At 68.9% G+C, this 26,606-nt stretch carries 28 protein-coding genes, 2 pseudogenes and 1 riboswitch; of the genes and pseudogenes, 13 read left to right on the top strand and 17 right to left on the bottom strand.

All coding sequences use genetic code 11. From position 1 onward, the window contains the following. Nucleotides 1–390: pseudogene (locus tag KUTG_RS32235) on the top strand (hypothetical protein); the annotation flags it as partial. 91 nt (nucleotides 391–481) lie between these two features. Here the strand turns inward: KUTG_RS32235 and KUTG_RS32230 are convergent. Both KUTG_RS32230 and KUTG_RS32225 read right to left on the bottom strand, forming a co-directional pair. Beyond that, nucleotides 482–1,084 (bottom strand): nitroreductase family protein, encoded by a 603-nt coding sequence (locus KUTG_RS32230; protein ID WP_043722135.1) that lies wholly within the window; start codon nucleotides 1,082–1,084, stop codon nucleotides 482–484. A 71-nt stretch (nucleotides 1,085–1,155) separates the two neighbouring features. Beyond that, on the bottom strand, nucleotides 1,156–1,422 hold the full coding sequence (locus tag KUTG_RS32225) for an Imm32 family immunity protein (RefSeq protein ID WP_157494905.1): 267 nt from the start codon (nucleotides 1,420–1,422) through the stop codon (nucleotides 1,156–1,158). A gap of 148 nt (nucleotides 1,423–1,570) precedes the next feature. Between KUTG_RS32225 and rdmE the strand changes: the two genes are divergently transcribed. Then, nucleotides 1,571–3,193: an aklavinone 12-hydroxylase RdmE gene (gene rdmE, locus KUTG_RS32220; protein ID WP_157494904.1), complete on the top strand. Its 1,623-nt coding sequence runs from the start codon at nucleotides 1,571–1,573 to the stop codon at nucleotides 3,191–3,193. Here the strand turns inward: rdmE and KUTG_RS32215 are convergent. Beyond that, a complete protein-coding gene (locus KUTG_RS32215) occupies nucleotides 3,135–4,430 on the bottom strand; it encodes an MFS transporter (protein WP_157494903.1) in 1,296 nt (431 codons plus the stop codon). The two genes, rdmE and KUTG_RS32215, sit on opposite strands and share 59 nt — an antisense overlap. Before the next feature lie 117 nt (nucleotides 4,431–4,547). On the opposite strand from KUTG_RS32215, the gene KUTG_RS32210 reads away from it, so the two are divergent. After that, nucleotides 4,548–4,937 carry an SSI family serine proteinase inhibitor gene (locus KUTG_RS32210; RefSeq protein ID WP_063753589.1) on the top strand — a complete coding sequence of 130 codons (390 nt, stop codon included), beginning with the start codon at nucleotides 4,548–4,550 and terminating at the stop codon, nucleotides 4,935–4,937. 103 nt (nucleotides 4,938–5,040) lie between these two features. Here KUTG_RS32210 and KUTG_RS66495 read toward each other — a convergent pair whose 3' ends face one another. Then, nucleotides 5,041–5,424 carry a glycoside hydrolase family 95-like protein gene (locus KUTG_RS66495; protein ID WP_369794658.1) on the bottom strand — a complete coding sequence of 128 codons (384 nt, stop codon included), beginning with the start codon at nucleotides 5,422–5,424 and terminating at the stop codon, nucleotides 5,041–5,043. A 2,024-nt stretch (nucleotides 5,425–7,448) separates the two neighbouring features. On the opposite strand from KUTG_RS66495, the gene KUTG_RS32200 reads away from it, so the two are divergent. Together KUTG_RS32200 and KUTG_RS32195 are read left to right on the top strand one after the other, a co-directional pair. After that, nucleotides 7,449–7,661, top strand: a complete 213-nt coding sequence (locus KUTG_RS32200) for a chaplin family protein (protein WP_198047378.1) — start codon at nucleotides 7,449–7,451, stop codon at nucleotides 7,659–7,661. Between the two features lie 49 nt (nucleotides 7,662–7,710). Beyond that, nucleotides 7,711–8,172 carry a hypothetical protein gene (locus tag KUTG_RS32195; protein WP_043722125.1) on the top strand — a complete coding sequence of 154 codons (462 nt, stop codon included), beginning with the start codon at nucleotides 7,711–7,713 and terminating at the stop codon, nucleotides 8,170–8,172. 1 nt (nucleotide 8,173) lies between these two features. On the opposite strand, the gene KUTG_RS32190 is transcribed toward KUTG_RS32195, so the two are convergent. Further along, complete coding sequence (locus KUTG_RS32190) at nucleotides 8,174–8,428, bottom strand: Smr/MutS family protein (protein WP_043722124.1); 255 nt, start codon at nucleotides 8,426–8,428, stop codon at nucleotides 8,174–8,176. Between the two features lie 206 nt (nucleotides 8,429–8,634). Between KUTG_RS32190 and KUTG_RS32185 the strand changes: the two genes are divergently transcribed. Next, complete coding sequence (locus KUTG_RS32185; protein ID WP_198047377.1) at nucleotides 8,635–9,720, top strand: glycoside hydrolase family 88 protein; 1,086 nt, start codon at nucleotides 8,635–8,637, stop codon at nucleotides 9,718–9,720. 42 nt (nucleotides 9,721–9,762) lie between these two features. On the opposite strand, the gene KUTG_RS32180 is transcribed toward KUTG_RS32185, so the two are convergent. The 11 genes and pseudogenes from KUTG_RS32180 to KUTG_RS32140 all read right to left on the bottom strand — a co-directional run bounded on the left by KUTG_RS32180 (nucleotide 9,763) and on the right by KUTG_RS32140 (nucleotide 16,280). Continuing rightward, nucleotides 9,763–10,449, bottom strand: coding sequence for an SIR2 family NAD-dependent protein deacylase (locus tag KUTG_RS32180; RefSeq protein ID WP_043722120.1), 687 nt, complete (start codon nucleotides 10,447–10,449; stop codon nucleotides 9,763–9,765). Nucleotides 10,450–10,459: 10 nt separating this feature from the next. Then, the gene (locus tag KUTG_RS61880; protein WP_052395643.1) at nucleotides 10,460–10,924 is read right to left on the bottom strand and encodes a deaminase; all 465 of its coding nucleotides are present in this window, start codon (nucleotides 10,922–10,924) and stop codon (nucleotides 10,460–10,462) included. 11 nt (nucleotides 10,925–10,935) lie between these two features. Beyond that, nucleotides 10,936–11,538, bottom strand: a complete 603-nt coding sequence (locus KUTG_RS65390) for a hypothetical protein (protein ID WP_052395642.1) — start codon at nucleotides 11,536–11,538, stop codon at nucleotides 10,936–10,938. 54 nt (nucleotides 11,539–11,592) lie between these two features. Further along, the gene (locus KUTG_RS32165) at nucleotides 11,593–11,829 is read right to left on the bottom strand and encodes a DUF6228 family protein (RefSeq protein WP_052395641.1); all 237 of its coding nucleotides are present in this window, start codon (nucleotides 11,827–11,829) and stop codon (nucleotides 11,593–11,595) included. After that, nucleotides 11,826–12,566, bottom strand: coding sequence for an alanine racemase (locus KUTG_RS65385; protein WP_255361044.1), 741 nt, complete (start codon nucleotides 12,564–12,566; stop codon nucleotides 11,826–11,828). The genes KUTG_RS32165 and KUTG_RS65385 overlap by 4 nt, the downstream gene beginning before the upstream one ends. Before the next feature lie 5 nt (nucleotides 12,567–12,571). Continuing rightward, a complete protein-coding gene (locus KUTG_RS65380; protein WP_255360948.1) occupies nucleotides 12,572–12,964 on the bottom strand; it encodes a type III PLP-dependent enzyme domain-containing protein in 393 nt (130 codons plus the stop codon). After that, nucleotides 12,964–13,899 carry an ornithine cyclodeaminase family protein gene (locus KUTG_RS32155; RefSeq protein ID WP_043722117.1) on the bottom strand — a complete coding sequence of 312 codons (936 nt, stop codon included), beginning with the start codon at nucleotides 13,897–13,899 and terminating at the stop codon, nucleotides 12,964–12,966. Before KUTG_RS32155 ends, KUTG_RS65380 begins: the two co-directional genes overlap by 1 nt. A gap of 1 nt (nucleotide 13,900) precedes the next feature. After that, complete coding sequence (locus tag KUTG_RS64135) at nucleotides 13,901–14,074, bottom strand: helix-turn-helix domain-containing protein (protein WP_232241501.1); 174 nt, start codon at nucleotides 14,072–14,074, stop codon at nucleotides 13,901–13,903. A gap of 172 nt (nucleotides 14,075–14,246) precedes the next feature. Further along, nucleotides 14,247–14,450: pseudogene (locus tag KUTG_RS64130) on the bottom strand (PAS domain-containing protein); the annotation flags it as partial. Between the two features lie 188 nt (nucleotides 14,451–14,638). Then, nucleotides 14,639–14,812: a hypothetical protein gene (locus KUTG_RS32145; protein WP_157494901.1), complete on the bottom strand. Its 174-nt coding sequence runs from the start codon at nucleotides 14,810–14,812 to the stop codon at nucleotides 14,639–14,641. Between the two features lie 94 nt (nucleotides 14,813–14,906). Beyond that, nucleotides 14,907–16,280, bottom strand: a complete 1,374-nt coding sequence (locus KUTG_RS32140; protein ID WP_043722112.1) for an L-serine ammonia-lyase — start codon at nucleotides 16,278–16,280, stop codon at nucleotides 14,907–14,909. Between the two features lie 134 nt (nucleotides 16,281–16,414). After that, nucleotides 16,415–16,511, bottom strand: a riboswitch (glycine riboswitch). Between the two features lie 65 nt (nucleotides 16,512–16,576). Between KUTG_RS32140 and KUTG_RS32135 the strand changes: the two genes are divergently transcribed. The 4 genes from KUTG_RS32135 (at nucleotide 16,577) to KUTG_RS32120 (ending at nucleotide 21,832) form a co-directional block, all read left to right on the top strand. Continuing rightward, nucleotides 16,577–17,749: a glycoside hydrolase 5 family protein gene (locus tag KUTG_RS32135; RefSeq protein ID WP_052395640.1), complete on the top strand. Its 1,173-nt coding sequence runs from the start codon at nucleotides 16,577–16,579 to the stop codon at nucleotides 17,747–17,749. Between the two features lie 123 nt (nucleotides 17,750–17,872). Further along, nucleotides 17,873–20,170, top strand: a complete 2,298-nt coding sequence (locus KUTG_RS32130) for an alpha-L-fucosidase (protein WP_043722109.1) — start codon at nucleotides 17,873–17,875, stop codon at nucleotides 20,168–20,170. A gap of 431 nt (nucleotides 20,171–20,601) precedes the next feature. Continuing rightward, nucleotides 20,602–20,934 carry a hypothetical protein gene (locus tag KUTG_RS66490; protein WP_052395639.1) on the top strand — a complete coding sequence of 111 codons (333 nt, stop codon included), beginning with the start codon at nucleotides 20,602–20,604 and terminating at the stop codon, nucleotides 20,932–20,934. Between the two features lie 427 nt (nucleotides 20,935–21,361). Then, the gene (locus KUTG_RS32120) at nucleotides 21,362–21,832 is read left to right on the top strand and encodes a PucR family transcriptional regulator (protein ID WP_052395638.1); all 471 of its coding nucleotides are present in this window, start codon (nucleotides 21,362–21,364) and stop codon (nucleotides 21,830–21,832) included. Here KUTG_RS32120 and KUTG_RS32115 read toward each other — a convergent pair. Continuing rightward, the gene (locus tag KUTG_RS32115; RefSeq protein ID WP_043731334.1) at nucleotides 21,813–22,739 is read right to left on the bottom strand and encodes a GlxA family transcriptional regulator; all 927 of its coding nucleotides are present in this window, start codon (nucleotides 22,737–22,739) and stop codon (nucleotides 21,813–21,815) included. The genes KUTG_RS32120 and KUTG_RS32115 overlap by 20 nt on opposite strands. Before the next feature lie 192 nt (nucleotides 22,740–22,931). Here KUTG_RS32115 and KUTG_RS32110 point away from each other — a divergent pair, with 192 nt between their 5' ends. The 3 genes from KUTG_RS32110 to KUTG_RS32100 all read left to right on the top strand — a co-directional run bounded on the left by KUTG_RS32110 (nucleotide 22,932) and on the right by KUTG_RS32100 (nucleotide 26,406). After that, on the top strand, nucleotides 22,932–23,372 hold the full coding sequence (locus KUTG_RS32110) for a hypothetical protein (protein WP_043722107.1): 441 nt from the start codon (nucleotides 22,932–22,934) through the stop codon (nucleotides 23,370–23,372). A gap of 148 nt (nucleotides 23,373–23,520) precedes the next feature. After that, the gene (gene ald, locus KUTG_RS32105) at nucleotides 23,521–24,639 is read left to right on the top strand and encodes an alanine dehydrogenase (protein ID WP_043722106.1); all 1,119 of its coding nucleotides are present in this window, start codon (nucleotides 23,521–23,523) and stop codon (nucleotides 24,637–24,639) included. A 174-nt stretch (nucleotides 24,640–24,813) separates the two neighbouring features. Then, nucleotides 24,814–26,406, top strand: a complete 1,593-nt coding sequence (locus KUTG_RS32100; protein ID WP_043722104.1) for a S53 family peptidase — start codon at nucleotides 24,814–24,816, stop codon at nucleotides 26,404–26,406. The last annotated feature ends 200 nt before the right edge of the window (nucleotides 26,407–26,606 follow it).

Raw genomic sequence — 26,606 nt, 5'->3', positions numbered from 1 at the left:
ATCATCGCCGAGCACCAGTCGCTGATGGAGAAGGCCCGCAGCGAGGCCGCCGAGCTGACCACCGTCGCCGGGCAGCGCCGCAAGACGTTGGACGAGCAGGCCGAGCAGCGCCGCCGTCAGATCGAGGCCGAGTTCACGCAGGAGATCGCCGCCAAGCGCAAGGCCGCGCTGGACGCCATCGCCGAGCTCGAAGCCTCCCAGATGACCGAGCTGGACCAGCGCGTCACGGCCGCGACCGCCGACGCCGACGCCCGGATCAACCGCAGCAACCAGGAAGCCGCACGGCTGCGCGACTACCGCGAGCGCATCGCCGACCAGCTCCGCTCGGCCACCAGCCTGCTCAACGACGCCGGCTCGCTGCTGGAACCGCTCCCGGAGGAGCGCAGCTGATTTGTCAGGAAGGGCCCCTTACTGACGTTGAACGTCAGTAAGGGGCCCTTCCTGACGTTCAACGAGAGGATCGGTCCCTTGATCTTGGGGGTCAGCCGTCCCAGCGGTCGGTGTAGGCGACCTCGCTCAGGGGCCTGCGCTGCGCGGGCTTGAAGGTCGTCTGCGTGGTGTAGGCGATCGGCAGCAGGCAGGTCTGCGTGACGTCCTCGGGGATGCCGAGGATCTCGCGTGCCTCGGCCTCGCGGGTCAGGTGGTAGGTGGTCATGGTCGAGCCGAGGCCACGGGTGCGCAGCGCCAGCTGGAGGCTCCACACTGCCGGGTAGATGCCGCCCCAGAAGGCGGAGCTCTCGAACACCGTGGCCGGCGGCCGGCCGAGCACGCACGGAATCACGAACACCGGCACGCGCTCGATGTTGTCGATCAGGAACCGGCCGGAGCGCAGGGAGTGCTCGGGGATGTCGCCGGGCAGCGAGGCCAGGTACTCGTTGCCGGCCTCCCGGAACAGCCGGCCCAGCTCGGCCCGCTTGTTGGCGTCGCGAACGACGATCCAGCGCCACATCTGGAGATTGCCGGGGCTGGGCGCCTGCAGCGCCAGGCGTAGGCAGTCGTTGATCACCTCGGGTTCGACCGGCCGCTCCAGGTCGAGCTTGAGCCGGACCGAGCGGGTGGTGCTGAGCAGTTCGTCGTTGTCCACACCGACGACGCTAGCCAGTGCCCCGATGGCGTCACGCGCGTTCGCGCCGCTTCGGCGCGAAGGGACAGCCCTCAGGCGCGTTCGAGCCGCAGCGGTGAGGATCCTTCGTCCAGTACGAGAAGGAAGTCGTCGAGGTCCTCGCACGAGCCCGTCGGCACGCCCGGCTGGGCGAGCGCCAGCAGCTGCACGGCCAATCCGGTCAGGCCGGCCGGATCGCCGGTGATGCTCACCTTGCCGTCGGACCCGACCGACACGGTCAGCCGGTAGTCGTCCGGCCAGGCCGAGACCAGGCCGATTCCTCGGTTGTAGGAAGGAATATCCAGCTGCACCTTAGCCACATCGACCTCCGATCGGTGAACCTCGCACACCTGCCGACGACTGTCCAGGCCGAACGCTGGCCCTAGATCGTCTCGTAACCCCCTTGTCACCGAGATCACTCGGGAGCTAAGATACTTTTGAATTGAGATTTAGGGGGGACGTATGGACATGACACGAACACGGGTCCTGGTGGTGGGGGCCGGACTCGCCGGCGCGGCAGCCTCGATGTTCCTGGCCGACCGGGGAGTCGAGTCGCTCGTGGTCGAGCGGCATCCGGGAACTTCCTTGCACCCCAAGGCAAGCGGCCAGAACCCGCGCACCATGGAGCTGCTGCGCACAGCCGGCGTCATCGAGCAGACGCTGGCCGCCAACCCGTTCACCGGCGGCGGCGCGTTCGAGATCAAGATCGCCGCGAGCGCTCGCGGCCCGGTGTTCAGGACAATCGTGGCCGGCGACGACTCGCGGCTGTGGGACTCGCTGTCGCCGTTGCCGATGGGCATGGCCACACAGGTCCAAATGGAGCCGATCATGTTGGGCCGTGCGAAGGAACTGGGCACGCGCGTCCGCTTCGACACCGAACTCGTCTCCTTCGAACAGGACACGCTCGGCGTCACCGCACGGCTCGTGCACCGCCCGACCGGCACGCTCAGCCAGGTCCGCGCCGACTACCTCGTCGCCGCCGACGGGCACCGCAGCCCGATCCGCGAGCGGCTGGGCATCGGCCGGCACGGCTGGGGCAGCCTCAGCCACCACGCGGGCGTCGTCTTCGACACCGACCCGGAGCGGCTGGCCGACATCACCGGCTCGCTGTACTACCTGCAACATCCGGAGTTCACCGGGGTTTTCGGCTCGACGGACGTGCCCGGCCGGTTCATCTTCGCCGTCGAGTACGACCCCGCGCGCGGGGAGTCGATCGACGACTTCACGCCGGAACGCTGCACCTCGCTGATCCGGCTCGGTCTGGACGACCCTTCGTTGAAGGTCGAGCTGCGGACCGTGCAGGCGTGGGAAATGGCCGCCCGGGTGGCCGACACCTTCCGCAGCGGCCGGGTTTTCCTGGCCGGCGACGCGGCGAAGGTGACGCCGCCGACCGGTGGCCTCGGCGGCAACACGGCCATCGGCGACGGGTTCGACGTGGCGTGGAAGCTGGCCGCCGTGCTGAACGGCCAGGCCGGACCGGGGCTGCTCGACAGCTATGACGCGGAGCGACGGGCTGTGGCCGAACTCGTGGTGGCGGAGTCGCTGGCCAACTACGTGGACCGGCTGGCGCCGCAGTTGCGCGGCGAGGCGGTGCCCGAACCGGTGGGGTACATGGAGGTTGTGTTCGGCATCCGGCAGCGCTCCGAGGCCGTGCTGATCGACGACGAGGACCCGGTTCTGGTCGAGGATCCGCTCAAGCCGAGTGGCCGTCCCGGTTTCCGCGCCCCGCACGTGACGCTCGCACGAGACGGCGCTGAGGTGTCCACTGTGGACTTCTTCGGCCGGGACTGGGTGCTGCTGACCGGGGCCGAGGGCGGCGTGTGGCACGAGGCGGCCAAGCACGTGGCCGACCGGCTGGGCATCGCCGTGCGCACGGTCGGCCTCGGGCCCGATCTCACCGACCCGGAGGACCGCCTGGTCGAGGCGTACGGCATCGGCAACGGCGGCGCGAGCCTGGTGCGGCCGGACGGCATCGTGGCCTGGCGTACGGACTTCGAGGTCGCCGACGCCGCCGGCACGCTCCAGACGGTGCTCAGTCGGCTACTGGACCGGGCGCCTGTCGACGCAGTCCCAGCAGGCACAGCGCACTGATCACGCCGCCCAGCACCAGATACAGCGAGATCGGCCACGGCTTGGCGTGGTCGACCGACAGCAGGGCGGTGGCCACGAGCGGGGACAGGCCACCGCCCAGCGTCGCGCCGAGCTGGTAGCTGAACGCCGAGCCGGAGTAGCGCAGCCGCGGCTCGAACAGCACCGGGAAGTACGAGGCCATCGGGCCGAACAGGACGCCGGAACCCGCGTAGGCCAGCGCCAGCGCCAGGATCAGCAGGCCGGCCGAGCCGGTGTCGATCAGCCAGAACAGCGGGAACGCGAACACGATGATGAACACCGCGCCGGTCAGCATCACCGGCGTGCGGCCGACCCGGTCCGCGACGCGGCAGGCGATCAGGATCGACACCACCTGGGCCGCGCCGCCGACCAGGCTCGCGGTCAGCACCTGCTGCTGCGGCAGGTGGTGCACGGCCGTCCAGTAGTTCAGCACGAAGGTCACGAGGATGAAGATGAAGGCGTTGAAGCCCAGGTTCACGCCCACACCGAGCAGCACCTTCTGCCACGAGGTGCGCAGCACCTCGGCCAGCGGCACCCGGGTCACCCGCTGCGCGGCCCGCAGCTCCTTGAACTCCGGGCTCTCCTCGATGCCCACCCGCATGTAGATGCCGACCGCCACCAGCACCAGGCTGGCCAGGAAGGGAATCCGCCAGCCCCAGCTGAGGAAGTCGCCGCCGGAGGCGGCCGTGGACAGCGAGAACATGGCCGTGCCGACAAAAAGTCCCAGCGGGGAGCCGAGGAAGGTCCAGCCGCTGTACCAGGTTCGGCGCCGTTCGGGGGCGTGCTCGACGACCATCAGCGCCGCGCCGCTCTGCTCGCCGCCGAGGAAGAACCCTTGCAGCAGACGGAGAACGAGCAGCAGGACGGGCGCGATCAGGCCGGCCGTGGCGTAGCTGGGCAGCACGCCGATCAGCGCCGTGCACAGGCCGGTCATGGTCAGCGTCAGCACCAGCATCGGGCGGCGGCCCACCCGGTCACCGAAATGGCCGATGACCGCCGCACCCAGTGGTCTGACGAGAAAGCCGACCCCGAAGGTGGCGAACGCCAGCAGCGTGCTCACGGTCTGGTTGCCCGTCGGGAAGAACAGCTTGGGCAGCACCACCGCGGACGCGAGGCCGTAGATCAGGAAGTCGTAGAGTTCGATGGTCGTGCCGGCCGCGCTGGCCAGTGCGACCTTGCGCACCGACGAACTGCGAACCTGATCAATCGATCGAGTCACGGTATCCTCCCTCAGTCACGACATGGGACCACAAACGGGTGAAAGCGGCCACACGTTCTGGTGGAGCACTCGGTTTTACGTCGATTGCCTGCACGAACGGCGCAAAGGTAGGCAACCATGGCCCTCCCCCGCATCCTTGCCGGCGCAGCAGCGCTCTGCGTTGCCGCCGTCTGCGTGACCGCCGTCCCCGCCGCGGCCGCGATGCCCTCCACCCTGTCCCTGACCGCCACCACCCGCGGCCAGGCCCCGCACGTCGTGGAGCTGACCTGCGACCCCGTCGCCGGCACCCACCCCGACGCCCAGCTCGCGTGCCTGCAGCTCGACCAGGTCGACGGGGACATCGCGAACATGCCCGGCACCGAGGCGCACATCTTCTGCCCCATGATCTTCCAACCGATCAAGGTGAGCGCGACCGGCCTGTGGCGGGGCCGGACCGTCCTGTTCCAGGACAGCTACACCAACAGCTGCGAGCGTGACAACAAGACCGGGAGCCTGTTCCGGTTCTGACAGTGGTCGGGGCCCCCGACTTCCGCCGGGGGCCCCGCGACACAGATCACATCAGCTGTTCCTGAGGAACGGTTACGGCTTTCCTTACAGGATGCTGTGAAACTCAGGCCGGCAGGCCCCATGGCGCGGACTGCCCGTTCGGCGTCACCGGCGCGACCGTGAAGTCCGGCCGGTCGCCGGCCCGGTAGAGCACCGCCTCGCCGCCGCGCGGCAGGTCGATCTGGATCGTGGTGGCGTCGAGTTCCTTGGTTTTCCACGGCCGCCCGTGTGCGTCCCGGACCGTGACCTGACCCGGGATGCCGTGTCGGACGACGCACGGCGCGCCGGCCTCGCTGCGGATCCGGACCCAGCGGGTTGCGCCCTTCTGTCGGGACGCGCTGATCAGGAACGCCCCCTGGGTGCGGAAGTTGTCGATCGTGGTGTCGGCCCAGGAGTCGGGGATGGCCGGGAAGACCCGGATGATCCCGTTCCAGCTCTGGCACACCATGTCGTGCATCGACTGCGCCGCCGACAGCGGCGTCTCGATCACCGGGCCCGACTCCTTGTACATGGTGTTGGGCTGCACGTAGAGCCGCAGCAGGTCGCTGAGGTACTGGGCGGAGTCGTTGCCGCGCAGCATCTGCGCCGCCATCGAGGCCGCACCCGTGTAGCTGTAGCCCTGCAGCGCCCCCTTGAAGCTGATCCAGTGGTTGAGCGAGGTCTGGATCAGGTTCCGGTTCTCCGGCTGCTCCCAGTTCACCAGGTACAGCGGGTACACCGACAGCATGTGCGAGTAGTGCCGGTGGGACATGGCGAACGGCTGGCCCGCCCCGATCATGAACCCGTTGGCGTCGGTGGGATACGGCGTCAGATCGTCGAGGGTGTGCTGCCACACCGGGGCCAGCGGGTCGTTGATGTGGAGAATCTTGGCCGACTCCAGGAGGGTCTGGCAGCCCCAGCGGATCAGCGCCAGGTCGAAGTTGGTGTCGGGCGTGTCGACGCCGTACTCCGGGGAGAAGGTCTTCGGCAGGTGCAGCTTGCCGTCGTCACCCTTGGCCAGGAAGTGCAGGTAGTAGTTGATCGCCTTGCGCAGCAGGGGAAACACCGTGGACTTCAGGGTCGCGGTGTCCATGGTGTGGCGGTAGGTCAGCCACACGTTGTGCAGGGCCCAGGTCAGGTTCCCGGTCTCCGGCGTCGGCGGGTCCTGGCCCGGCACGCCGACCGTGCCGCCGCCCCGCAGGGTGATGTCCGTGCTGCGCGGGATGCCGGCGGAGTCCTGGTTGTACGGCGCGATCACCTGACTGCTCAGGTTGTCCCGGTACTGGCTGATCGCCCGGGTCAGCGAGTCCAGCTCCAGGTGGTTGGAGCCGTTGATCAGCCAGTACTCCAGCTGCACGTTGAGGTTCCACCACGTGGCCGGCCAGGGCGTGGGCTCCAGCCAGGGGCCGGTCGTGGCCATCACCGGCGCCGATTTCCTCGTCGCCGAGGCCACCTTGTAGAGCTGGATCCAGTAGAAGCTCTGCAGGCGGCCGTCCGGCACCGAGAGGAAGCTCTTGCGGTAGAAGGCGTTCCACCAGGCACGGTGGTCCTGGGCCAGCATGTCGAGGGGCTGTACCGCTGAGCGCAGGGTGTGCAGGGCGGTGGCGCCGGCGGTCTTGGCCGGGTTCGACCAGGCCACCGTGGCGTAGAGGGTCCTTGTGGTGCCCCTGGTCTTCTCCTGGTACGCCGTGACGTGTTCGCCGCCGGACAGCAGGGGCTGGGTGACCAGCGTCGCGTCGCCGCTGGTCGCCGTGTCGGGCTTGGGGTTGGGCAGGTAGCCGTCCGGGGCCGGCTTGTTGAACTTCGGGTCCGTTCGGGGGCTCACCGCGACCGCCGGGTGGAACACCCAGCGGAACTTCGCCTCCCCGTCGGTGGCTTTCGCCTGCACGGCGAGGACGCCCCGTCCATTGTGGATGATCGCCCGGATCGCGATGCTGCCGGCCGTGGTGGTGATCGTGCCGGTCAGTTCGGCGTCGTAGAGGCTCAGCCGCCAGTCGACCTTGGTGATCGTGCCCTGCGGCTCCAGCGTGAACCAGCCGATCGGCAGGCGGGCCAGGCCGTACAGGGAGCCGAACTGCGGCCGGTGGTCCTGGACCTCGCTGTGCTGCACGGTGAAGCGGATCGCGTTGGCGCCCGGCTCCGCGTAGATGCCCGAGCCCAGGAAGCCGTTGCCCAGGAACGGTCCGTCGTACCAGTTCTTCGGCAGCTGCTTCCAGATCAGGTCGCTGCCGGCCAGGAAGCCGCGCCAGTTCACGCCGGCGGTGCCGTCCGCTCCTCCGCTCGCCAACGCCGGAGTCGCCAGCAGCGCCCCGCTCGCGGCCAGCAGACTCCTCCGGGACAGCTCAGCCATGTCGGCCCCTCACGTCGATGTGAAAACCTATACATCGGAGCTCTGCCGCCGACCGTAGGCAGAGGGTCCAGCCACGTCAAGACTCTTGTCCAGGCCTACGGTTGCTGTCATCGGATGAATCGATTACTTAGACAATGATCTTCATGCGCCTAGCCGCCCTGGTCGTCGCCCTGCTGGTCCTGCTGGCGACGCCCGCCCTCGCCTCCGATGTCCGGCCCGGCTTCGCCGGCTCCTTCAACGGCTCCAGCGGCGTGCTCACCGGCAACAGCACCCTGGCCCCGGCCAACGTGCCCGTCCAGCTGCCCGGCCCCGGTCTCGGCGTGCTCGGCACCGGCGTGGGCGGCAGCGCCGACTGAGGCCACTTTCGGCTCGCCTACGGCCACCACCAGCGCATACGCTGTCGCCATGACCTACGCCGTCGACTTCACCACCGTCTCGACCGTCGGCCTGGAGTCCTCCCCGGTCACCGACGCGCTGGCCGGCCTGCGGGCCAATGAGGCCCGCTACTTCAAGAACAAGTACGACCACGTCTTCACCGTCGAGCCCGCCGACAAGGCCGCGTCGATCATCGACTGGGTGCACGGGATCCTGGCCGACGAGCGCGGCATCGTCATCGCCTCCCGCCCGCTGGAGGCGACGGAGTTCGAGGTCGAGGGCATCCGGATGGCCTATGTCTTCTACGAGAGCGGCCTGTCCATCAACGTCATGTACACCCTCGCCGACGGCGGCAAGCGGGCCGTCGGCTTCAAGCTCTCCGACGGCATGGACATCCCCTCGGAGCTCTCCGCGTTCAAGTTCGCCCGCCAGAAGTCCAAGCTGGCCGGCACCATCCGCGGCTCCTACTTCGTCATCAAGAACGCGCACTGACTCACTTCCAGCGGAAGTGCACGAACACCCGCCCGAAGTTGTCGCTGTCCTTCTCCACCCGGTGGTACAACGCCTTGATCTCCTTGCGCTCAAGGAACCGCAGCACGTGCTTCTTCAGCGCCCCCGACCCCTTGCCCGGGATGATCTCCACCAGCGGCGCCTTCTTGGCCACCGCCTCGTCGATCACCGCCCGCAGCGCCCGGTCGATCTCACCGCCCCGGTTGTAGATGTCGTGCAGGTCCAGCTTGAGCTTCATGCCCCCATGGTGCTCCGCGACGTGGCGGACCGGCCACCACACGCCTTTCCGACCGCGGACGACTCTCCCGCTCACCATGCTCTTTTCCCAGCTCCAGGCGGCTTCCAGCGCCCCGAGCCGTCCCTCGCCCGTAGCCCCGATTGACGCCACCCCTACTATGTAAACGTTTCCAGTGCGCCGCCGCGCCGACACCCCTGGAGGTTGTGGTGGCATCACGTTCCCGGTGGTCGCTTGCGATCGCCTGCTCTCTCGTCGCCGGGGCCCTGCTCCCGACCGCGGCCTCGGCCGCACCCACCGCCTGTTCCGAGGAGGCGCCCGTCCGGGCCGCCGCCGACCACTGGATCGCCGGCAACGCCAAACCCGCCGACTCCACCTGGTTCAACTCCCTGTTCATCAAGGGCGACATCGAGGCCTACAAGCTCACCGGCGACGCCAAGTACCTCACCTACGCCACCGCCTGGGCCTCGCACAACAAGTGGAAGCTGCCCACCGGCACGCCCAACCTCGACGGTCCCGAGGCGGCGCAGGAGTACATCGACCTCTACAAGCTCGACCCCAAGCACCCGGCCTCCGACGTCGCCGACGCCAAGGCCTACGTCGACCGGGAGACCAAGAAGGTCGAGGGCGGCAAGAGCTCCGACATGGACTACGTCGACGCCGTCCGCCTCGGCGCCCTCTCCGCGTTCCCGTACTTCGGGAGCAGCGCCGACATCGACGCCATGGCCAAGCTGTTCGCGTACCCCGAAAGCCACATCTACGACAAGAAGAACGCCCTGTGGTGGCGCGATTCCCGCTGGGTCGGCACCACCCAGCACTGGTCGCGCGGCAACGGCTGGATCGTGCTCTCCCTCACCGACACCATCGCCAACCTGCCCGCCGGCGACACCCACCGGGCGCACTACATCAGCCTGCTGCAGGACATGTTCGCCAAGCTCAAGTCCACCCAGCAGTCCGGCGGCTACTGGACCGCCGACGTCGACCACCCGGCCGCCTACCCCGCGCCCGAGTCCAGCGGCACGTCCCTCTACACCTACGGGCTGGCCAAGGGAATCCAGGCCGGTTACCTCGACTCGGCCACCTACCTGCCCGTCGTGCAGAAGGCCTGGGGTTGGCTGAAGACCAAGGCGCTGCAGTCCAACGGTGTCGTCGGCTACGTGCAGGGGCCGTCCTCGCACCCGTCCCAGTACCAGCCCATCAGCCCCACCGCCACCAGCAACTACGGCACCGGCATGTTCATCATGGCCGGCGTCGAGGCCGCCAAGCTGACCCCCGGCTGCGCCGCCAAGTTCTGACGCACGCGAACGGCCCGGCACTCCGGCCGGGCCGTTCGCCTGCTAAGCCAACTCCTTGCACAGCCTCGGGACCGCCGTCCCGATCGGCTCCGTGATCTTCTCCGCCGCCAGTTCGTCGTACGGCGTCGGATCGCGGTTCACGATCACCAGCCGCGCACCGGCCCGCACCGCCACCGCGCACAGCGCCGCCGCGGGCTCCACCCGCAACGAGCTGCCGATCGCCAGGAACACCTCACTGGCCGCCGCGATGTTCATGGCCTGCCCCAACACATCCGCGTCCAGGTTCTCGCCGAACAGCGTCACCCCCAGCTTCAGGACGCCGCCGCACTCCGGGCACCTCTTGTCCCCGCCGAGGATTTCCCTTGTGCCGAAGCCCTTTCCACACCCCACGCACACCGTCTTGTGCATGCTTCCGTGCAGCTCCAGCACTTTCCTCGCCGGAATGCCCGCCTTCTGATGCAGGCCGTCCACGTTCTGCGTCAGCACCCGCACGTTCGCCAGCTTCGCGATCGCCCGATGCGCCTCGTTCGGCTCCGCCTGCCACGCCGGGTGCCGCTCGTACCGCCGCCAGAACTCCCCTCGCGTCCCCTCGTCCCCCATGAAGGTCTCGTACGTGAACAGCTCCTGCGCCTTCGGGTCCTTCGTCCATTCCCCTTGCGGGCCACGGTAATCCGGGATGCCCGAGTCCGTCGAGATCCCCGCCCCCGTCAACACCGCGATCCTGGTCATGCCCTACAGCCTAGGTTCCCGTCACAAGCGTATTAGCCCACCGCCGCAACGCCGTGTCCGGCGCTTGCCCGCAGTACCGCCGAAACTGCTCACGCACCTCGCCCGCCCGAATCCCCCCGTGCACCTCCGGCGCCCGGTACCACCCCATCCCCGGGCCCGGCGCCCAGCTCCGCGCGGTGGCCGCCGCACCGTCCCCCGGGGAGTCCAGGCCGTAGAATATCTCCTTCACCCCCAACGACATCGCCGCCCCCAGACACATCAGGCACGGCTCCAGATTCACTGCCAACCGGAGATCCCTCGCGCCCTTCCCGTCCGCCTCGATCATCGCCAGCAGGTCCGCGTGCTTGAGTCGTCCCTCGCTGTCCCTCGTGTAGGCCCTCGCCACGATCTCGTCCCCCGACACCACCACCGCGCCGATCGGCAGCTCCCCCTGCGCCATCCCCTCGTCCGCGACTTCCATCGCCGCCAACACCATGTCGTCAGGCGTTATGCCGTTCCCACCAGTCTGTTCGCCACCGGCTCGTCCCGCACCATCCTCCACGCCAGGTACGCGAACGGCGCCAGCAACAGCAGATCCACGCCGCTCGCCACCCACTCCAGCCTCATGATCTGCCCCGCCGGAAACGCCAGTCCCCCAACACAAACCAGAACCCCCACCCACGGCGGCGCCCCTCTCGCCAGCAGCAGGCCCACCCCCGTCAACACCAGCGCCGCCGGAAACATTGGCCCCGCCAGCCAGAACGCCACGTCCGCGGCGAACGGATGCGCCCCCAGCGCCCCGACCGCCCTGCTGTGCGACATCCCCAGCGCCGCCTCGTATATTCCTTGCACCCCAAAGGCCGTGCCCCCGACCACGCCCAGCACCGTCACCAGCGTCGCCACCGCCGCCAACCTCGGCCGCCGTGCCGACACCCCCGCCAGCACCGTCACCAGGCCGTACGACCATATCCCCGTCGCCAGCACCACCAGCGCCCCACCGGTCGCGCCTTGGCTGTTCCCCTCCCAGAACGCCGTCGACGCCCCCATCAACGCCGGCCCCAACACCAGGCACGCCCCCGACAGCACCCGGCCGAACCCGTTCCCCTCCATGGCTTTCAGCCTCCACGCCAGGCGGTGGCCCCCACATCAGGGATCCCCCTGACCTCACCCCAGGAGTGCCCGCATGTCCTCGGCCAGCCCACGCATCTGTTCCCCCGCCTCAATCTCGAACGTCACCTGCGCCTTCCAGACATCGTTGCCCCGCCACGGCGCCAGCCCCCAGGTCATCTCCACGTGGCCCCTGCTCCGGAACACCGCCTCGATCCGCAGGTCCCGATCCAGGCTCTCCCACGTCTTCGCCCCGATCCACCCCTCGAAGCTCGTTCCCGCCCGGCATTTCACCAGCCGTTGTGCCGTGGCCAGACCGCCTGGACGGCGAGCGAGGATTGCCCGTCAACGACGTGGTACTCGCGGTGTTGGGCGGCGGTGGCGCAGGCGTGGTTGGGCAGGATCCGGACACGGCTGCCGATGGCCAGGTCCGGTAGGTGGCGGGCACTTCCGGGACGCAGGGACAAGACCCCGTGCTCCTGGGAGGCGCCCGTCATGACGAGGTCGGAGATGACCCGGCCGGCGAGATCGGTGACTAGGCCGTACCCCTGGTCGACCTGTTGGACGGCGGTCCCACGGTCCCGGGAGGTGGCCATCCAGCCGCCGTCGGTGAGAATCCAGCCCTTGTCGAGGCGGTGGCCGATGACGGTCACCACCACGGAGAGGGCCAGGTCGTCGATGTCGCAGACGCCGATGCCCGCCATGACCAGATCGAAGAACACGTAGTTGCCGGCACGGACCTCGGTGATCCCCGACAGGTCGGCGGCGGCGTGCGCGGTGGGCGTGGACCCGACGCTGACCACGGGCGTGGGCAGCCCTTCCTCGCGTAGGCGATTCGCGGCGAGCACGACTGCGTCGCGTTCCTGTTGGGCCGCTTGGCGTTGGGCTTCGGTGGTGCGGGCGAAGTAGGACTCGCCGGCGTGGTCGAGCACCCCGCGCAGCTCGGCACCGGCCTCGACGAGGCGTCGGCCGATCTCAAGCAGGTCCGGACCGTCGGGCTGGACGCCACCGCGGTGCCCGTCGCAGTCGATCTCGATCAGCGCCGGGATCGGATCGCCGGCGTCGGCCGACGCCTTCCCACCGCCTCGGCCTGCGCGACGCTGTCCAGCAGCACGACCAGGTCCACGCCGCGACGGCGCAGCGCGAGGACGCGCGGGAGTTTGCCCGGGTCGATGCCGACCGCGTAGAGGATGTCGGTGTAGCCGCCGTCGGCGAAGTACTCGGCCTCGGCGAGCGTGGACACCGTGATCGGTCCGGGGCCGACCCGGTGCACACGCCCGGCGACGTCCAGGGACTTGGTCGTCTTGACGTGCAGCCGCAGCGGGACGCCGACGGTGTCCAGCCGCGTGCGAAGCCGGTCGATGTTGCGGTCCATCCGGGCCCGGTCGACCACGGCGAACGGTGTGTCGGTGTCGCTGAGAGTCGGCATCAGTGGTCTCCCGCCTGGCGCTCGATGTCGCTGCGCTTGAGCAGGGCGGTCGCAAGCGTGAGGTCCTGGAGGGCGAAGCCGGAGCTGTCGAAGACCGTGATCTGCTCGGCCGAGGTGCGCCCGGACGCCATCCCACGGAGGACCTCGCCCAGCGCCGTGATCGCGGTGCCGGCCGAGGCATGCTGGAACTCCCCGATCGTGCGCGACTGCTCGACCACGTCGCAGAAGAGGGCGGCGCCCGGGTAGAGCTCGGCGGGCAGTTCCTGCTTGCCGGCCGAGTCGGCGCCCATCGCCGAGACGTGGGTGCCGGGCGAGATCCAGCCCGCGTCGAACAGCGGCGCGGTCGAGGTCGTGGCCGTGACGAGGACATCCGCGGCCCGACAGGCCGTCTCCATCTGCTCCGGCCGGGCATCGAGTCCCGTCTGGGCATGGATCTCCGCGGCCAGCGCGGCCGCGGCCTCCGGTCGACGCCCGGCCACGAGCACCGTATCGAACTGACGGATCCTCGCCACCGCGCGGGCGTCGTGCAGCGCCTGGTGACCGGTGCCGATCACGGTCAGCACTCGGCTGTCCGGGCGGGCCAGCGCCTGAACCGCCAGCGCGTCGGCCGCGGCCGTGCGGTAGGCGTTCGCCGTGGACGCTTCGACCACCGCCCCGAGCCGACCGGTGGACTGGTCGAACAGGATCACCGACGAGCTGTGCCGCGGCATCCCGTGCGCGTCGTTGCCCGGCCAGTAGCTGCCGATCTTCACGCCCGCGGCCGCCGCCATCGCACCCGACTTCAGCGTGAACCGGTTGGCCCGGTCACTGCCGTGACCGATGATGACGGGGAAGTTCACGCCTTGCCCCACCGCCAGAAACGCTTCGCGGGCCGCCGCCAGCGCCAGATCGTCATCGATCAGCCCCGCGGTCTCGGACTCCGTGAGCACCCGCATGTCAGACGTCCTCCTTGATCGTCGCGAGGTCGTTGTAGAGCGCCGCGCGGGAGATCCCCAACCGCGCCGCCACCCTGGCCGGCGCTCCGCGCAGGGCAAAGATCCCCCGCCGCGTGCAGCGCGCGCACCACCCCCACCCGCCCCTGCTTGCCCATCGCTTCCACCGACATCCCATGCGTCCGCTCCGCGTCCTCCACCAGCGAGTCCACGAGCTGGTCCAGATCCCCCGAGAAGTTCGTCGTCGTTTCCGCCACCGGCCCACCCGCCAGCTCCGCCAGCACCGCCCCCGCGCGCTGCAACGCCGTGACGTCGATGTTGATACACAGCGCCCCGATCAGCGCCCCGTCCTCATCCCTCAACGGCAGCGTCGAGCACTTCAACACCCGCCCATCCGCCGTGCGGGTCATGTAGTTGACCTCGTTGCTCGCCGCCTCCCCCGCCGCCAGCACCCGCAGCCCGATCTCGCTCATCGCGTCCCCCACGCTGCGCCCCGTCACCTCCCCCGCGATCGCCCTCACCGAGTGCTCCTCATCCCGGTAGTCGTGCAGCACCACCTCGCACGACCGCCCGAACGTCTCCGCGATCCCCGCCACCACCGGCCCCAACGCCGCGAACACCGCCTCCGCCGACCCCGCCACCCCACCCTCCCCGCGTAGACACTTCGTCCAGAATCTTAGACGTTTAGTCTAGTCACATGGCGAGCGGCAGCGAGAGATGCCTTCACCGGCAGGTGAAAGGGCTATTCGTCGTCAGACCCCCAGACGCCCCAGACCGGCTGACCGTCCTTGCCCGGCTGGTTCTCCGTGACGCCGGACGGCTGACCCGTCTCGCGGCGCAGCGCTTCGCCGGCCTCCCGGAGCCACCGCACCCGTTCCTCGTCGCTCATGCCGTCCGGCATGTTCAGGTCAACCACGGACTCGACGGTAGCGCCCACCCCTGACACCCGAAGGCGACGACAACGCGGGCGGGGACGGAATCCCTGGCAGCAAAGACGTCCTCGCCGCCGGTCAGCACTCGATGACGTTGACGGCGAGGCCGCCGCGGGCGGTTTCCTTGTACTTGTCCTTCATGTCACGGCCGGTCTCGCGCATGGTCTTGATGACCTTGTCGAGGGAGACGAAGTGGGCGCCGTCGCCGCGCAGGGCCATGCGGGCGGCGGTGATGGCCTTGATGGAGGCCAGGGCGTTGCGCTCGATGCAGGGGATCTGGACGAGGCCGCCGATGGGGTCGCAGGTGAGGCCCAGGTTGTGCTCCATGGCGATCTCGGCGGCGTTCTCGACCTGCTCGGGGGTGCCGCCGAGCACCTCGGCGAGACCGGCGGCGGCCATGGAGCAGGCGGAGCCGACCTCGCCCTGGCAGCCGACCTCGGCGCCGGAGATGGAGGCGTTCTCCTTGAACAGGACGCCGATGGCGCCGGCGGTGAGCAAGAACCGCACGACACCGTCGTCGGAGGCGCCGGGGACGAAGCGGGAGTAGTAGTGCAGGACGGCGGGGACGATGCCGGCGGCGCCGTTGGTGGGGGCGGTGACGACACGGCCGCCGGCGGCGTTCTCCTCGTTGACGGCGAGGGCGAACAGGGTGACCCAGTCCATGACCCGCAACGGATCCGTGGCGAAGTGCTCGGCGGCGAGGGTGCGGCGAAGGTCGGCGGCCCGGCGGCGGACCTTGAGGCCGCCGGGGAGGGTGCCCTCGACGGTGCAGCCCCGCTCGACGCACTCCTGCATGACGTGCCAGATGTGCAGCAGACCGGAGCGGACGTCGGCCTCGGGACGCCAGGACAACTCGTTGGCCAGCATGACATCGCTGATGGAGACGCCGGATTCCCGTGTGCGGGCAAGGAGTTCGTCGCCGCTCAGAAACGGGTGGGGCAGCGGGGTGGAGTCCTGCTTGATGCGGTCGGTGCCGGTGGCGGTCTCGTCGACGATGAAGCCGCCGCCGACCGAGTAGTAGACGGCGGAGTCGAGCGAAGAGCCCTCGGCGTCGAAAGCGGCGAAGCTCATCCCGTTGGGGTGCAAGGGAAGCTGCTTGCGGCGGTGCATGATGAGGTCGGTGTCCTCGACAAAGTCGATCTCACGGGAACCGCCGAGCGCGAGGCGACCGGACGAGCGGATGAGGGCGACGCGGGAGTCGGCGTCGGTGGGGTCGCAGAGTTCGGGCTGGGAGCCTTCGAGACCCAACATCACAGCCTTGGGGCTGCCGTGGCCATGGCCGGTGGCGCCGAGGGAGCCAAACAGCTCGACGTGCACCCGGGTGACGCGATCGAACACCCCGGCGGACCGCAGGCGGTCGACGAACATGAAGGCGGCCCGCATCGGCCCGACGGTGTGTGAGCTGGACGGGCCGATGCCCACGGAGAAGAGATCGAAAACGCTGATGGCCATGACGGACTCCAGGGCATAGGAGAAGACGGAAGCTCCCCCTCTGTCATGGGACCTGAGAGCTTCGCCGTCACGACCGCGACGGCTTGCACCGTGGGTGGGCATGCACGACCGCGCACGCTGCTTTCCAGAGTTGCCTCGCCCGGCCGGTCTGGGATGCCTGAGAGTGTGCGGGGAGGCTTGCTCCTTCGGCGCCCCGACGACACGCATCGAGGACTCTCCCGACCGGGCTGTGTGCCTTCGGCACGCGGCCTGTGTGGAATTGTTGCCCTCACTGTAAACGAACCGGGGAGCGGCTGATGAGGTTCGGCGCGAACTACACGCCAAGCAAGCACTGGTGGCACTCCTGGCTGGACTTCGAGCCGGACTCGATCCGCCGCGACCTGGACCAGCTGGCCGGCCTGGGCCTCGACCACGTGCGGGTGTTCCCGATCTGGTCGGTCTTCCAGCCGAACCGGGGCGTGGTCCGCGAGAAGGCCGTGGAGCAGCTGCTGGAGATGGTCCGCATGGGCGCGGCGGCGGGCCTGGACGTCACGGTGGACGGCATCCAGGGCCACCTGTCCAGCTTCGACTTCTACCCCTCCTGGACGCAGACCTGGCACCACCGCAACGTCTTCACCGATCCCGATGTGCTGGAGGGGCAGATCCTCCTGCTGCGCACGCTGGCGACGGTGCTGCGCGGGGAGCCGAACTTCCTGGGCATGACGCTGGGCAACGAGATGAACAACCTGGTCGAGCACAACCCGTGCACGGCGGACGAGGTGGACGTCTGGCTGGACCGGCTGCTGGCGACGGTCAACGAGGCGGACCCGGACCACCCGCACTGCCACTCGGCCTTCGACGACGCCTGGTACGTCGATGATCACCCGTTCACGCCGCTGGCCAGCGCGACCAAGGGCGCCATGACCACGGTTCATCCCTGGGTGTTCTCGCTGAACGCGGCTCGTCGTTACGGTCCGCAGTCGACGGAGATCCACCACCTCGCCGAGTACGGCACGGAGCTGGCCCGCGCCTACGGCGCGCCGGACCGGGTGATCTGGGTGCAGGAGGTGGGCGCGCCGGCCCCGCACATCCCGGTGGAGCACGCGGTGGAGTACGCGGAGCACACGATCGGCAACGTCGCGACCTGCAAGAACGTCTGGGGCCTGACCTGGTGGTGCTCTCACGACGTGAACCGGAGGTTCATCGACTACCCGGAGCTGGAGTACGGCCTCGGCCTGTTCGACGCCGACGGCAACGCGAAGCCGCTGGCCAGGGCGATCGAGAGGGCCGTGCACGCAGAGTTGCCGAAGCCGGTGGAGCGGACCACGGCGCTGTTCTTCGACGGCAAGCGGAGCTCCTCAGGCCCGGGCGGCGCGTTCTTCGAGGCCTGGATGCGTCTGGCCAGGGAAGGCCACCGACCGGCGGTTGTGATGGAGACGACGCCGGAGTACCTCAGCGCGCGGGGCGTGACCGAGGTCTTGACAGTGTGACTCCAGCCACCCCAGGATCAACAGTCATCCGATGACTAACCCGCTTCAGGCCCCCGGTCCGCCGCAAAGCCCCCCACACATCGGATCTGTTCGCCGCCGGGCGGCCCGACGTAGGAGGGCTCGATGACGACCTTCCCGAGACGGACTGCCCTGGGACTGGCCCTGGGCGCCACCGTGTTGGCCACGATCGACGGCACGGGGACCGCCTTCGCCGCAGACACCGCGCCGAATCCGGTCCCCGTCCCCCTGGACGGCCTGTTCGACAACGACGGCATCGACACCGCGACCACGCACGACGGCAACTTCGACGGATCCGGCTACACCTTCCCGGCCGAGGGCTTACCGAGCGGACCGACCACGGTGGACGGCATCCCGTTCACCTTCCCCACGGCAGCGGGCAAGAACAACATCGTCGCCATGGGCCAGCAGATCCCGCTGCCCAAGGGCCGCTACGTCACGGCCCTGTTCCTCACGGCCTGCTCCTACGGCGCGACCGGCGGCACGGCGACGGTCCACTACGCCGACGGCAGCACCAGCGAAGCCCAGCTCGGCGGCGCCGACTGGTACTCCGGCAGCGGCCAGATCGTCGCCCCGTTCCGCTACACACCGGGCGGCGGCACCGACCAGAGCCCGGTCTCGATCAGCACCTCCCAGGCCTGGATCGACCCCGGCCGGGACGCGGTGGCCATCACCCTGCCGACCACCAGTCCCGCCGTCGAGGGCAAGTCCAGCCTCCACGTGTTCGCCCTGAGCCTGCAACCGGTGGTGACCGGCAAGGCGGTCACGCTGAGGAGCACGAAGTCCACGACCAGCCTGCTCACCGACGCCGGCCCGCAGACCGTGGAGGCGACGCTGGTCAACCTGGGCACCGAGTGGATCACCCCGCAGGACCAGCTGACGATCTCCGTGGACGTCCAGGGCGGCCGCACGGTGACGCCGGCGACGGTGGCCTGGCTGGCCCCGGGCGACGAGGCGAAGGTCAGGATCGGCATCCGCAAGAACCAGCGTGTCGACGACGGCACGACGGCGACCGGGACGGTCACCGCGAAGTCCAAAAAGGACACTCTGGCCAGCGCGAACGCCCCGATTCTGCTGGGAGTGCCCGACTACCAGCCGGCGGACACCTCGCTGACCACGCACCAGGCCCCGTACTGGTTCCAGGACGCCAAGTTCGGCATCTTCATCCACTGGGGCGTCTACTCGGTGCCGGCCTGGTCGCCGCCGGGCAAGCAGTACGCGGAGTGGTACTGGAACTGGATGCAGGACCCGACCAACGCGGTCTACGACTACCACCGCCAGACCTTCGGCGAGGGCTTCAACTACGACGACTTCATCCCGCAGTTCAAGGCGGAGCACTGGAATCCGCTCGACTGGCTGAACCTGTTCGTGGAGGCGGGCGCGCGCTACTACGTGCTGACTTCCAAGCACCACGAGGGTTTCGCGCTCTGGGACTCCCAGGTCTCCGGCCGCACGGCGGCCAAGCTGGGCCCGAAACGCGATCTGGTCAAGGCCCTGTTCGACGCGTCGAGAAGGCACACTCCCCAGCTGCGCAACGGTTTGTACTTCTCCATGCCGGAGTGGTTCAACCCCGACAACCCGTGGATGGGCCACCCGCCGAGGAATCCGTACACCGGCGCGGCCGTGCCCTACACCGGGTACGCCAGCGGCCGGGACTTCGTGCTGGACTACCAGCTGCCGCAGATGCTGGAGCTGGTGCACGGCTACGACCCGGACGTGATCTGGTGCGACATCGGCGGCGTCAACGACAGCCGGCGGTTGATGGCCGAGTACTTCAACCACGCCAAGGACCGCCCGCGCCCGAAGGACGTGACGATCAACGACCGGTCGGGCATCGCGGTGCACGACTTCACCACGCCGGAGTACACGACGTACCCGAACACCGTGGTGGCCAAGTGGGAGGCGAGCCGCGGGCTGGATCCACGCAGCTACGGCTACAACCGCGCGACCCCGGACGAGATGTACATGACGGCGGAGGAGGTGGTGCACACGCTCGTCGACATCGTCAGCAAGAACGGCAACTTCCTGCTGGACATCGGCCCGCGGGCGGACGGCACCATCCCGGAGATCATGCAGACCCGGCTGCGGCAGACCGGCGCCTGGCTCAAGGTCAACGGCGAGTCGATCTACGACACCTCGTACTGGTCGCGGCAGGCCCAGCTGGGTGATCTGCGGTTCACCACCAAGCCGGACGCCTTCTACATCAGCTCCCTGGTCAAGCCGGGCAGCAAGCTGACGGTCAGCGCCCCGGTGCCCATCCGCAGCGGTGACAAGGTGACCATGCTGGGCTACGCCAAGCCGCTGACCTGGACGACCACCGGCGGCTCCCTGGTGGTCGACGTGCCCGCCGCGGCCGTGGCCGCCGGCCAGTACGCCTGGGTCTTCAAGATCAGCAGGCGCTGACGCGGTGTGAAAGGACCATTCCTGACGTCCAACGCCAGGAATGGTCTTTCCGAACACTGAGGGCTTGACAAGACAGTGGCACGATGAGCCTGTGGTGACGGTGCAGGGGGTTGTCGACCGGGTGGGGCCGACGATGCTGCGCGCCGTGCACGCGGCGGCGGCCCCGCAGAGCGTGACGGACGTGGTGATCGCGGAGCCTGGCCGCCGGAACGTGATCGCGGCCGGGGACCTGGTGCTGGGCGTGGCGGTCGGCGGCCGCAGGGACGCGGTCGACCTGGTCAGGCACTCCAAGGGCGCGGCGGGGGTGCTGCTCAAACAGCCGCATTTTCGGCGATCCGGAGGTCCTCAAGGCAGCCGGGGAGGCGCAGACCGCGATCGTCGAGGTACGCCAGGAGGCGGCCTGGGCCCAGCTGGTCTGGCTGCTCAGGGCGGTGCTGGACGCGGCCGCCGACGACGAGTCGGACGGCGAGGTGGAACAGTTCGGCGACCTGTTCCGGCTGGCCGACGCGGTGGCGGCGGTGATCGACGCGCCGGTGACGATCGAGGACGCCAACTCCCGCGTGCTGGCCTACTCGACCCGGCAGGACCGCACCGACCCGGCCCGGGTGTCGACGATCATGGGCCGCCGGGTGCCGGACGACGTGCTGGCCCGGTTCCGCAGCCGGGGCGTGTTCCGCCAGCTCAGCAAGGGCCGCGCGGTGATCTTCGTGCCGGCCCAGCCGGACGGCACGCTGCCGCGCAATCGATCAGATCGTCGTCAATAACCCTAAAAAAGTACAAAATCGGGCGTCGTCGAGTTGTATTACGAGTAGTTAGCGTTGACCCTCAGAGCACCAGTACGATGTTACGTAATGCACGAAGTCTAGTTGAAAATGATGCCCCCATGCCACCGAGCCCCATCATCTGCGAGTGAAGTGTAGCCCCAGGCTGAAGTGGCTAGGAAGAGCTGGCTTGATCTAACACAATGCGGTAGTGTGAGAGTTCGTCTGCTAGAAGTGTGATGTGCGACAATTTACTCACTACCACTATGGACATACCAGCCCAAGGTTGCGGGTTAGTTCCTGCGGTTTCAATCACTAACCTATGTTCGTGTGAACTTAGCCGAGGCCGCGTAGTTCGATCGGAGTCCGCTTGCTAAACGGAGGGCCATCTCTGCGCGTTTTTGAGGATATCACTGGCGCGCTGCACGGCGTGCTCTATGCCGTGGTCCCGGACAAGGGCTGGACCCAGTTGCGAGCGGTCCTCGCCACCGGCGAGCCGCTGGTGGCCGCCGGGGCCGCCGTCGATCTCACGGACCTTCCCCTGTCCCGCTCCCAGGCCGACGAAACGTTGGCGCTGCTGCGAAACGGCCTGATCTCGCTCCGCCTGGCCGGCTACGAGGAGGTGTGGTCGTCCCTCGTCCTGCACCGAGTGGCGGCGGCCTCGAACGCCTCCGGCGTGGCCGAGCTCGGGCCGCTCAACCAGCTCAAGGAGATGGACCTCGACACGCTGTACCAGTGGCTGCGGCACCCCGGCGATCCCCGCGAGGCCAGCCGCGCGCTGCGGATCCACCCGAACACCTTCCGGTACCGGATGAAGAAGATCGGGGAGGTCGTCGATCTGGACGACCCCGACGTGCGGCTGGCCCTGCTCACTCAGCTGGTCACGCTGAAGTGGGCGTGAACGCTCCGCGGTAGGCCTGCGGGCTGGTGCCGACGATCCGCTTGAAGTGCTCGCGAAACGCCGTGGGGGAACCGAATCCCGTGAGCGTGGCGATCCGTTCCACGGGTTCGTCGGTCGCCTCCAACAGATGTTGTGCCCGCCGAACCCGACTCCGGTGCAGCCACCGCAGCGGCGAAGTGCCGGTCTGCTCACGGAAACGGCGATTCAGGGTACGGGCGCTCATGCCGGCCTGCACGGCGATCTCGTCGAGGGTGAGCTCCCGCACGGAGTTCTCCTCCATCCACGCCAACAACTTCTCCAGCTCGTTGCCCCTCGGCACTGGCGGCAGGTCATGCACGATGAACTGCGCCTGACCGCCCTCGCGCTCCAACGGCATGACGGAAAGTCGGGCGGCCGAGGCGGCGACGGCGGAGCCGTGGTCGCGGCGGATCAGGTGCAGGCAGAGGTCGAGCCCGGCGGCGGCGCCGGCCGAGGTGAGGAACTGCCCGTTGTCGACGTACAGAACGTCGGGATCCACATCGATGAGCGGATAACGCGAAGCCAACTCGGCGGCGGCGACCCAGTGCGTGGTGGCGCGCAGGCCGTCCAGAAGACCTGTGGCGGCAAGGATAAACGCCCCTGAGCAGATGGACGCGAGGCGAGCGCCGCGGGAAGCAGCCAACCGCAAGGCGTCCACGACCTCGGCCGGCACGTCGAGGTCCGAGCAGCCGGGCAGCATGATCGTGTCGGCCTCGGCCAAGGCCGCCAGCCCGGCCGGCGCCCGCAGCGTGAACAGTCCGGCGTCGATCTCCGGCTCGGAGGCGCAGACGACCACCCGGTAGCCGGGGGTCCGCTGGAACACCTCGATGGGGGTGGCCAGGTCGAACGGGATGACACCAGGCAGGGCCAACACAGCGACGGTGTGCATGCCGCCCACGGTAGCTGGCCAGAATCCGTTGACACCTGGCGATCCAGCCACTGTCTCGACCGGCGGATGATAAGGCTGAATGAGTGCAGACGCTCAAGAGGAGGACGCAGCCGCCGTGACCGAGCTTGCGAGGGCACCATTCAACACAGGGACCTGGGTCGCAGACCCGCCGAGCGTCAGCGAGGTGGGCCTGTGACCAAGATCCTGCTGACCATCCACATCATCGCCGTGATCATCGCCATCGGGCCGGTCGCGGTGGCCGCCAGCATGTTCCCCCCGGCCGCCCGCAAGGCCCTGGCCAGCGGAAACGACGCCGACATGGCCACGCTGCGGCTGCTCAACCGGATCTGCAAGGTGTACGCGCTGGTGTCGATCGCGGTCCCGGTGTTCGGCTTCGCCACCGCCGGCATCATGCACGTCACCGGCAACCTGTGGATCATCGTCTCGATCGTGCTGACCGGCGTCGCGGCCCTGGTGCTGGGCCTTCTCGTACTGCCGTACCAGCAGCGAGTGCTGGACGGCACGCCGACGCCGACGGCCCAGTTGGCGATGTACACCGGCGTCTTCAACCTGCTGTGGGCCGCGGTCACGGTCGTGATGATCTTCCGCCCGGGTTCGACACTGGACAGCTGACAGGTCTAGACCTAGCCCTCCGTTGTGCCCCGAGCACAACGAGACGGCCTTTTGATGCTTCCGGGCGCACGATGACACCCCGGTTGGCGTAGCTCACCGTGGTAAGCAACACACCAAGCAGCCGTGCGCCCGGAAAGGATCGAACATCGTGCGGATCGCCGTCCCCCGCGAGATCAAGAACCACGAGTACCGCGTCGCGCTGACCCCGGCCGGCGCGCACGAGCTGGTCACCCGTGGCCACGACGTGTTCGTCCAGGCCGGCGCCGGCGCCGGTTCCTCCATCCCCGACGAGGACTACCTGGCCGCCGGCGCGAAGGTGCTGGCCACGGCCGACGACGTGTGGGCCGAGGGCGAGCTGGTGCTCAAGGTCAAGGAGCCGATCGCGCCGGAGTACCCGAAGCTGCGCGCCGGCCAGACCCTGTTCACCTACCTGCACCTGGCGGCCGACCGCCCGCTGACCGACGCGTTGATCGCGTCCGGCAACACGGCGATCGCCTACGAGACGGTGCAGACCGCGAACGGCGCGCTGCCGCTGCTGGCCCCGATGTCCGAGGTCGCCGGCCGCCTGTCCGCGCAGGTCGGGGCCTACTCCCTGATGCGCCCCTCCGGCGGCCGCGGTGTGCTGCCCGGCGGCGTGCCCGGCGTCCGCCCGGCCCGCGTCGTGGTCATCGGCGGCGGCGTCGCCGGCGTGAACGCGGCGACCATCGCCGCCGGCATGGGCTCCGACGTGGAGATCCTCGACACCAACGTGGACCGCCTGCGCCAGATCGACGCGCAGTTCCACGGCCGCGTCCGCACCGTCACCTCCAACCGCTACGCGCTGGAGCAGGCCGTGCTGGAGGCCGACCTGGTGATCGGCGCGGTGCTGGTGGCCGGCGCGAAGGCGCCCAAGCTGGTCAGCAACGAGCTGGTGTCGCGGATGAAGCCGGGCTCGGTGCTGGTCGACATCTCCATCGACCAGGGCGGCTGCTTCGAGGACTCGCGTCCGACGACCCACGACGACCCGACCTACCAGGTGCACAACTCGGTGTTCTACTGCGTGGCCAACATGCCGGGCGCGGTGCCGAACACCTCCACCTACGCGTTGACCAACGTGACCCTGCCGTACGCGGTCGCGTTGGCGGACAAGGGCTGGCAGCAGGCGCTGCACGACGACAAGACGCTCTCGCTGGGCCTGAACGTCCACGACGGCAAGCTGGTCAACGAGCCCGTCGCCGTGGCGCACGAGCTCCCCCACACCCCGCTGAGCGAAGTCGTCACCATCTGAGCCTAGCTCGGCATTCTGGGAACAGGCCGGTCGTGCGAACAGCGCGGCCGGCCTGTCGTCTGTTGATGGACTGTTGAAAGACCCCTCATATCGTCGGTTCACATCTGAGCGTTACACGTCTAGCGTCGGTGACCACTTGGGCACGAACCCTGCCTCGGACCAAGGAGTCACCAGATGTCACGACGTTTCCGCGCACTCGCACTAGCCGCGGCGCCCCTGCCGCTGCTGGCCGCGGCCGCTCTGGCCGGGCCTGCCGCCGCCCAGACCCAGCCGCTCGTCTCCGTTCCCGGCAACGTTTCCCCCGCGCTGTCGCACAGCCAGCGCGACGGCGCGGTCGACGCCAACGCCAAGATGTCGGTGTCCGTCGCCCTCAAACTGCGCAACAGCAGCGAACTGGACAAATTTATCGCCGACGTGAGTAACCCTCACTCGCCGCGGCACGGGCAGTTCCTCACGCCCGCCCAGTTCAAGGACCGTTTCGCTCCCACCCAGTCCGCGGTGGACAGTGTGTCCAACTTCCTTCGTGGGCAGGGACTTTCCGTCGCCAAGGTCAGCGACAACCGCCAGCTCGTCACGGTCCAGGGCAGCGCTGCCCAGCTCCAGACGGCCTTCGGCACCTCGTTGAGCCGCTACACCGACACCGCGCAGCACCGCGACTTCTTCGCCAACGACTCCGCTCCCAAGCTGCCGGCCGACGTGGCCGGCGTCGTGCAGGGCGTGGTCGGCCTGGACAACCACACCGTCAAGCACAAGAACTCCGCGTCCCGCAAGCCCGCCGCGCCCTCGGGCTACAACCCGAGCCAGCTGCGCGGCGCGTATGACACCGGCTCGCTCGGCACCGGTTCCGGCCAGACCGTGGCGCTGTGGGAGTTCGACGGCTACCAGGCGTCCAACATCGCCCAGTACAGCAAGCAGTTCAGCCTGAACTCCTCCGCGCCCAAGACCGTGTCGGTGGACGGCGCCAGCTACGACTCCAGCCCGGGCGGCGGCCAGGGCGAGGTCGAGCTGGACATCGAGATCGTCAACGCGATGGCCCCGGCCGCGTCGACCGTGGTGTACGAGGCGCCCAACAGCGATCAGGGCGAGGTCGACATGGCCAGCCAGATCGCCAGCGACAACAAGGCGTCCGTGGTCTCCATCTCGTGGGGCTCGTGCGAGCCCGACACCACCGACGCGGCCATCACCGGCACCAGCAACGGCATCAAGCAGGCCACCGCCGAGGGCATCAGCTTCTTCGCCGCCTCCGGTGACGATGGCTCCAAGGACTGCACCCGCAGCACCACCGGCGGCAGCACGGACGCCGTCGACTACCCCGCCTCCGACCCCAACGTCACCGGCGTCGGCGGCACGCACCTGACCGTCAGCGGCAGCAGCTACGGCTCCGAGTCGGCGTGGAACGGCTCCGGCGGCGGCACCTCCACCAAGTTCGACGCCCCGAGCTGGCAGACCGGCTCCAACGGCAAGCGCACCGTGCCGGACGTGTCGTCGGACGCCGACCCCAACAGCGGCTACGCCATCTACTCCGCCGGCAGCTGGCAGGTCTACGGCGGCACCAGCTGCGCCGCCCCCATGTGGGCCGGCTTCGCCGCCCTGTACGGCGCCAAGCTCGGCGCGGCCAACCAGGCCCTGTACGGCCTGAAGGGCACCGGCTTCCACGACGTGACCTCCGGCAGCAACGGCACCTTCAAGGCCGGCCAGGGCTACGACCAGGTCACCGGCTGGGGCTCCTACGACGGCGCCAAGCTCGCCGCCGCCCTCAAGGGCTGACCCTGTTTGTCAGGAAGGGCCCCTTACTGACGTTGAACGTCAGTAAGGGGCCCTTCCTGACGTTCAACGTCAGGATTGGTCCCTTGATCTTGGGTCAGGCGTTGACCGGGGTCTTGGCGGTAGAGGCGCGCCAGATGAGGAAGCCGGCCACGAGGCCGCCGGCCAGGACGGCGGCGGCGCCCCAGAGCTGGCTGACCGTC

The sequence above is a fragment of the Kutzneria sp. 744 genome, from assembly GCF_000568255.1.
Classification (GTDB): domain Bacteria; phylum Actinomycetota; class Actinomycetes; order Mycobacteriales; family Pseudonocardiaceae; genus Kutzneria.
The sequence above is the reverse complement of the archived record's forward strand: the minus strand, read 5'-3'. Positions and strand labels throughout refer to the sequence as shown.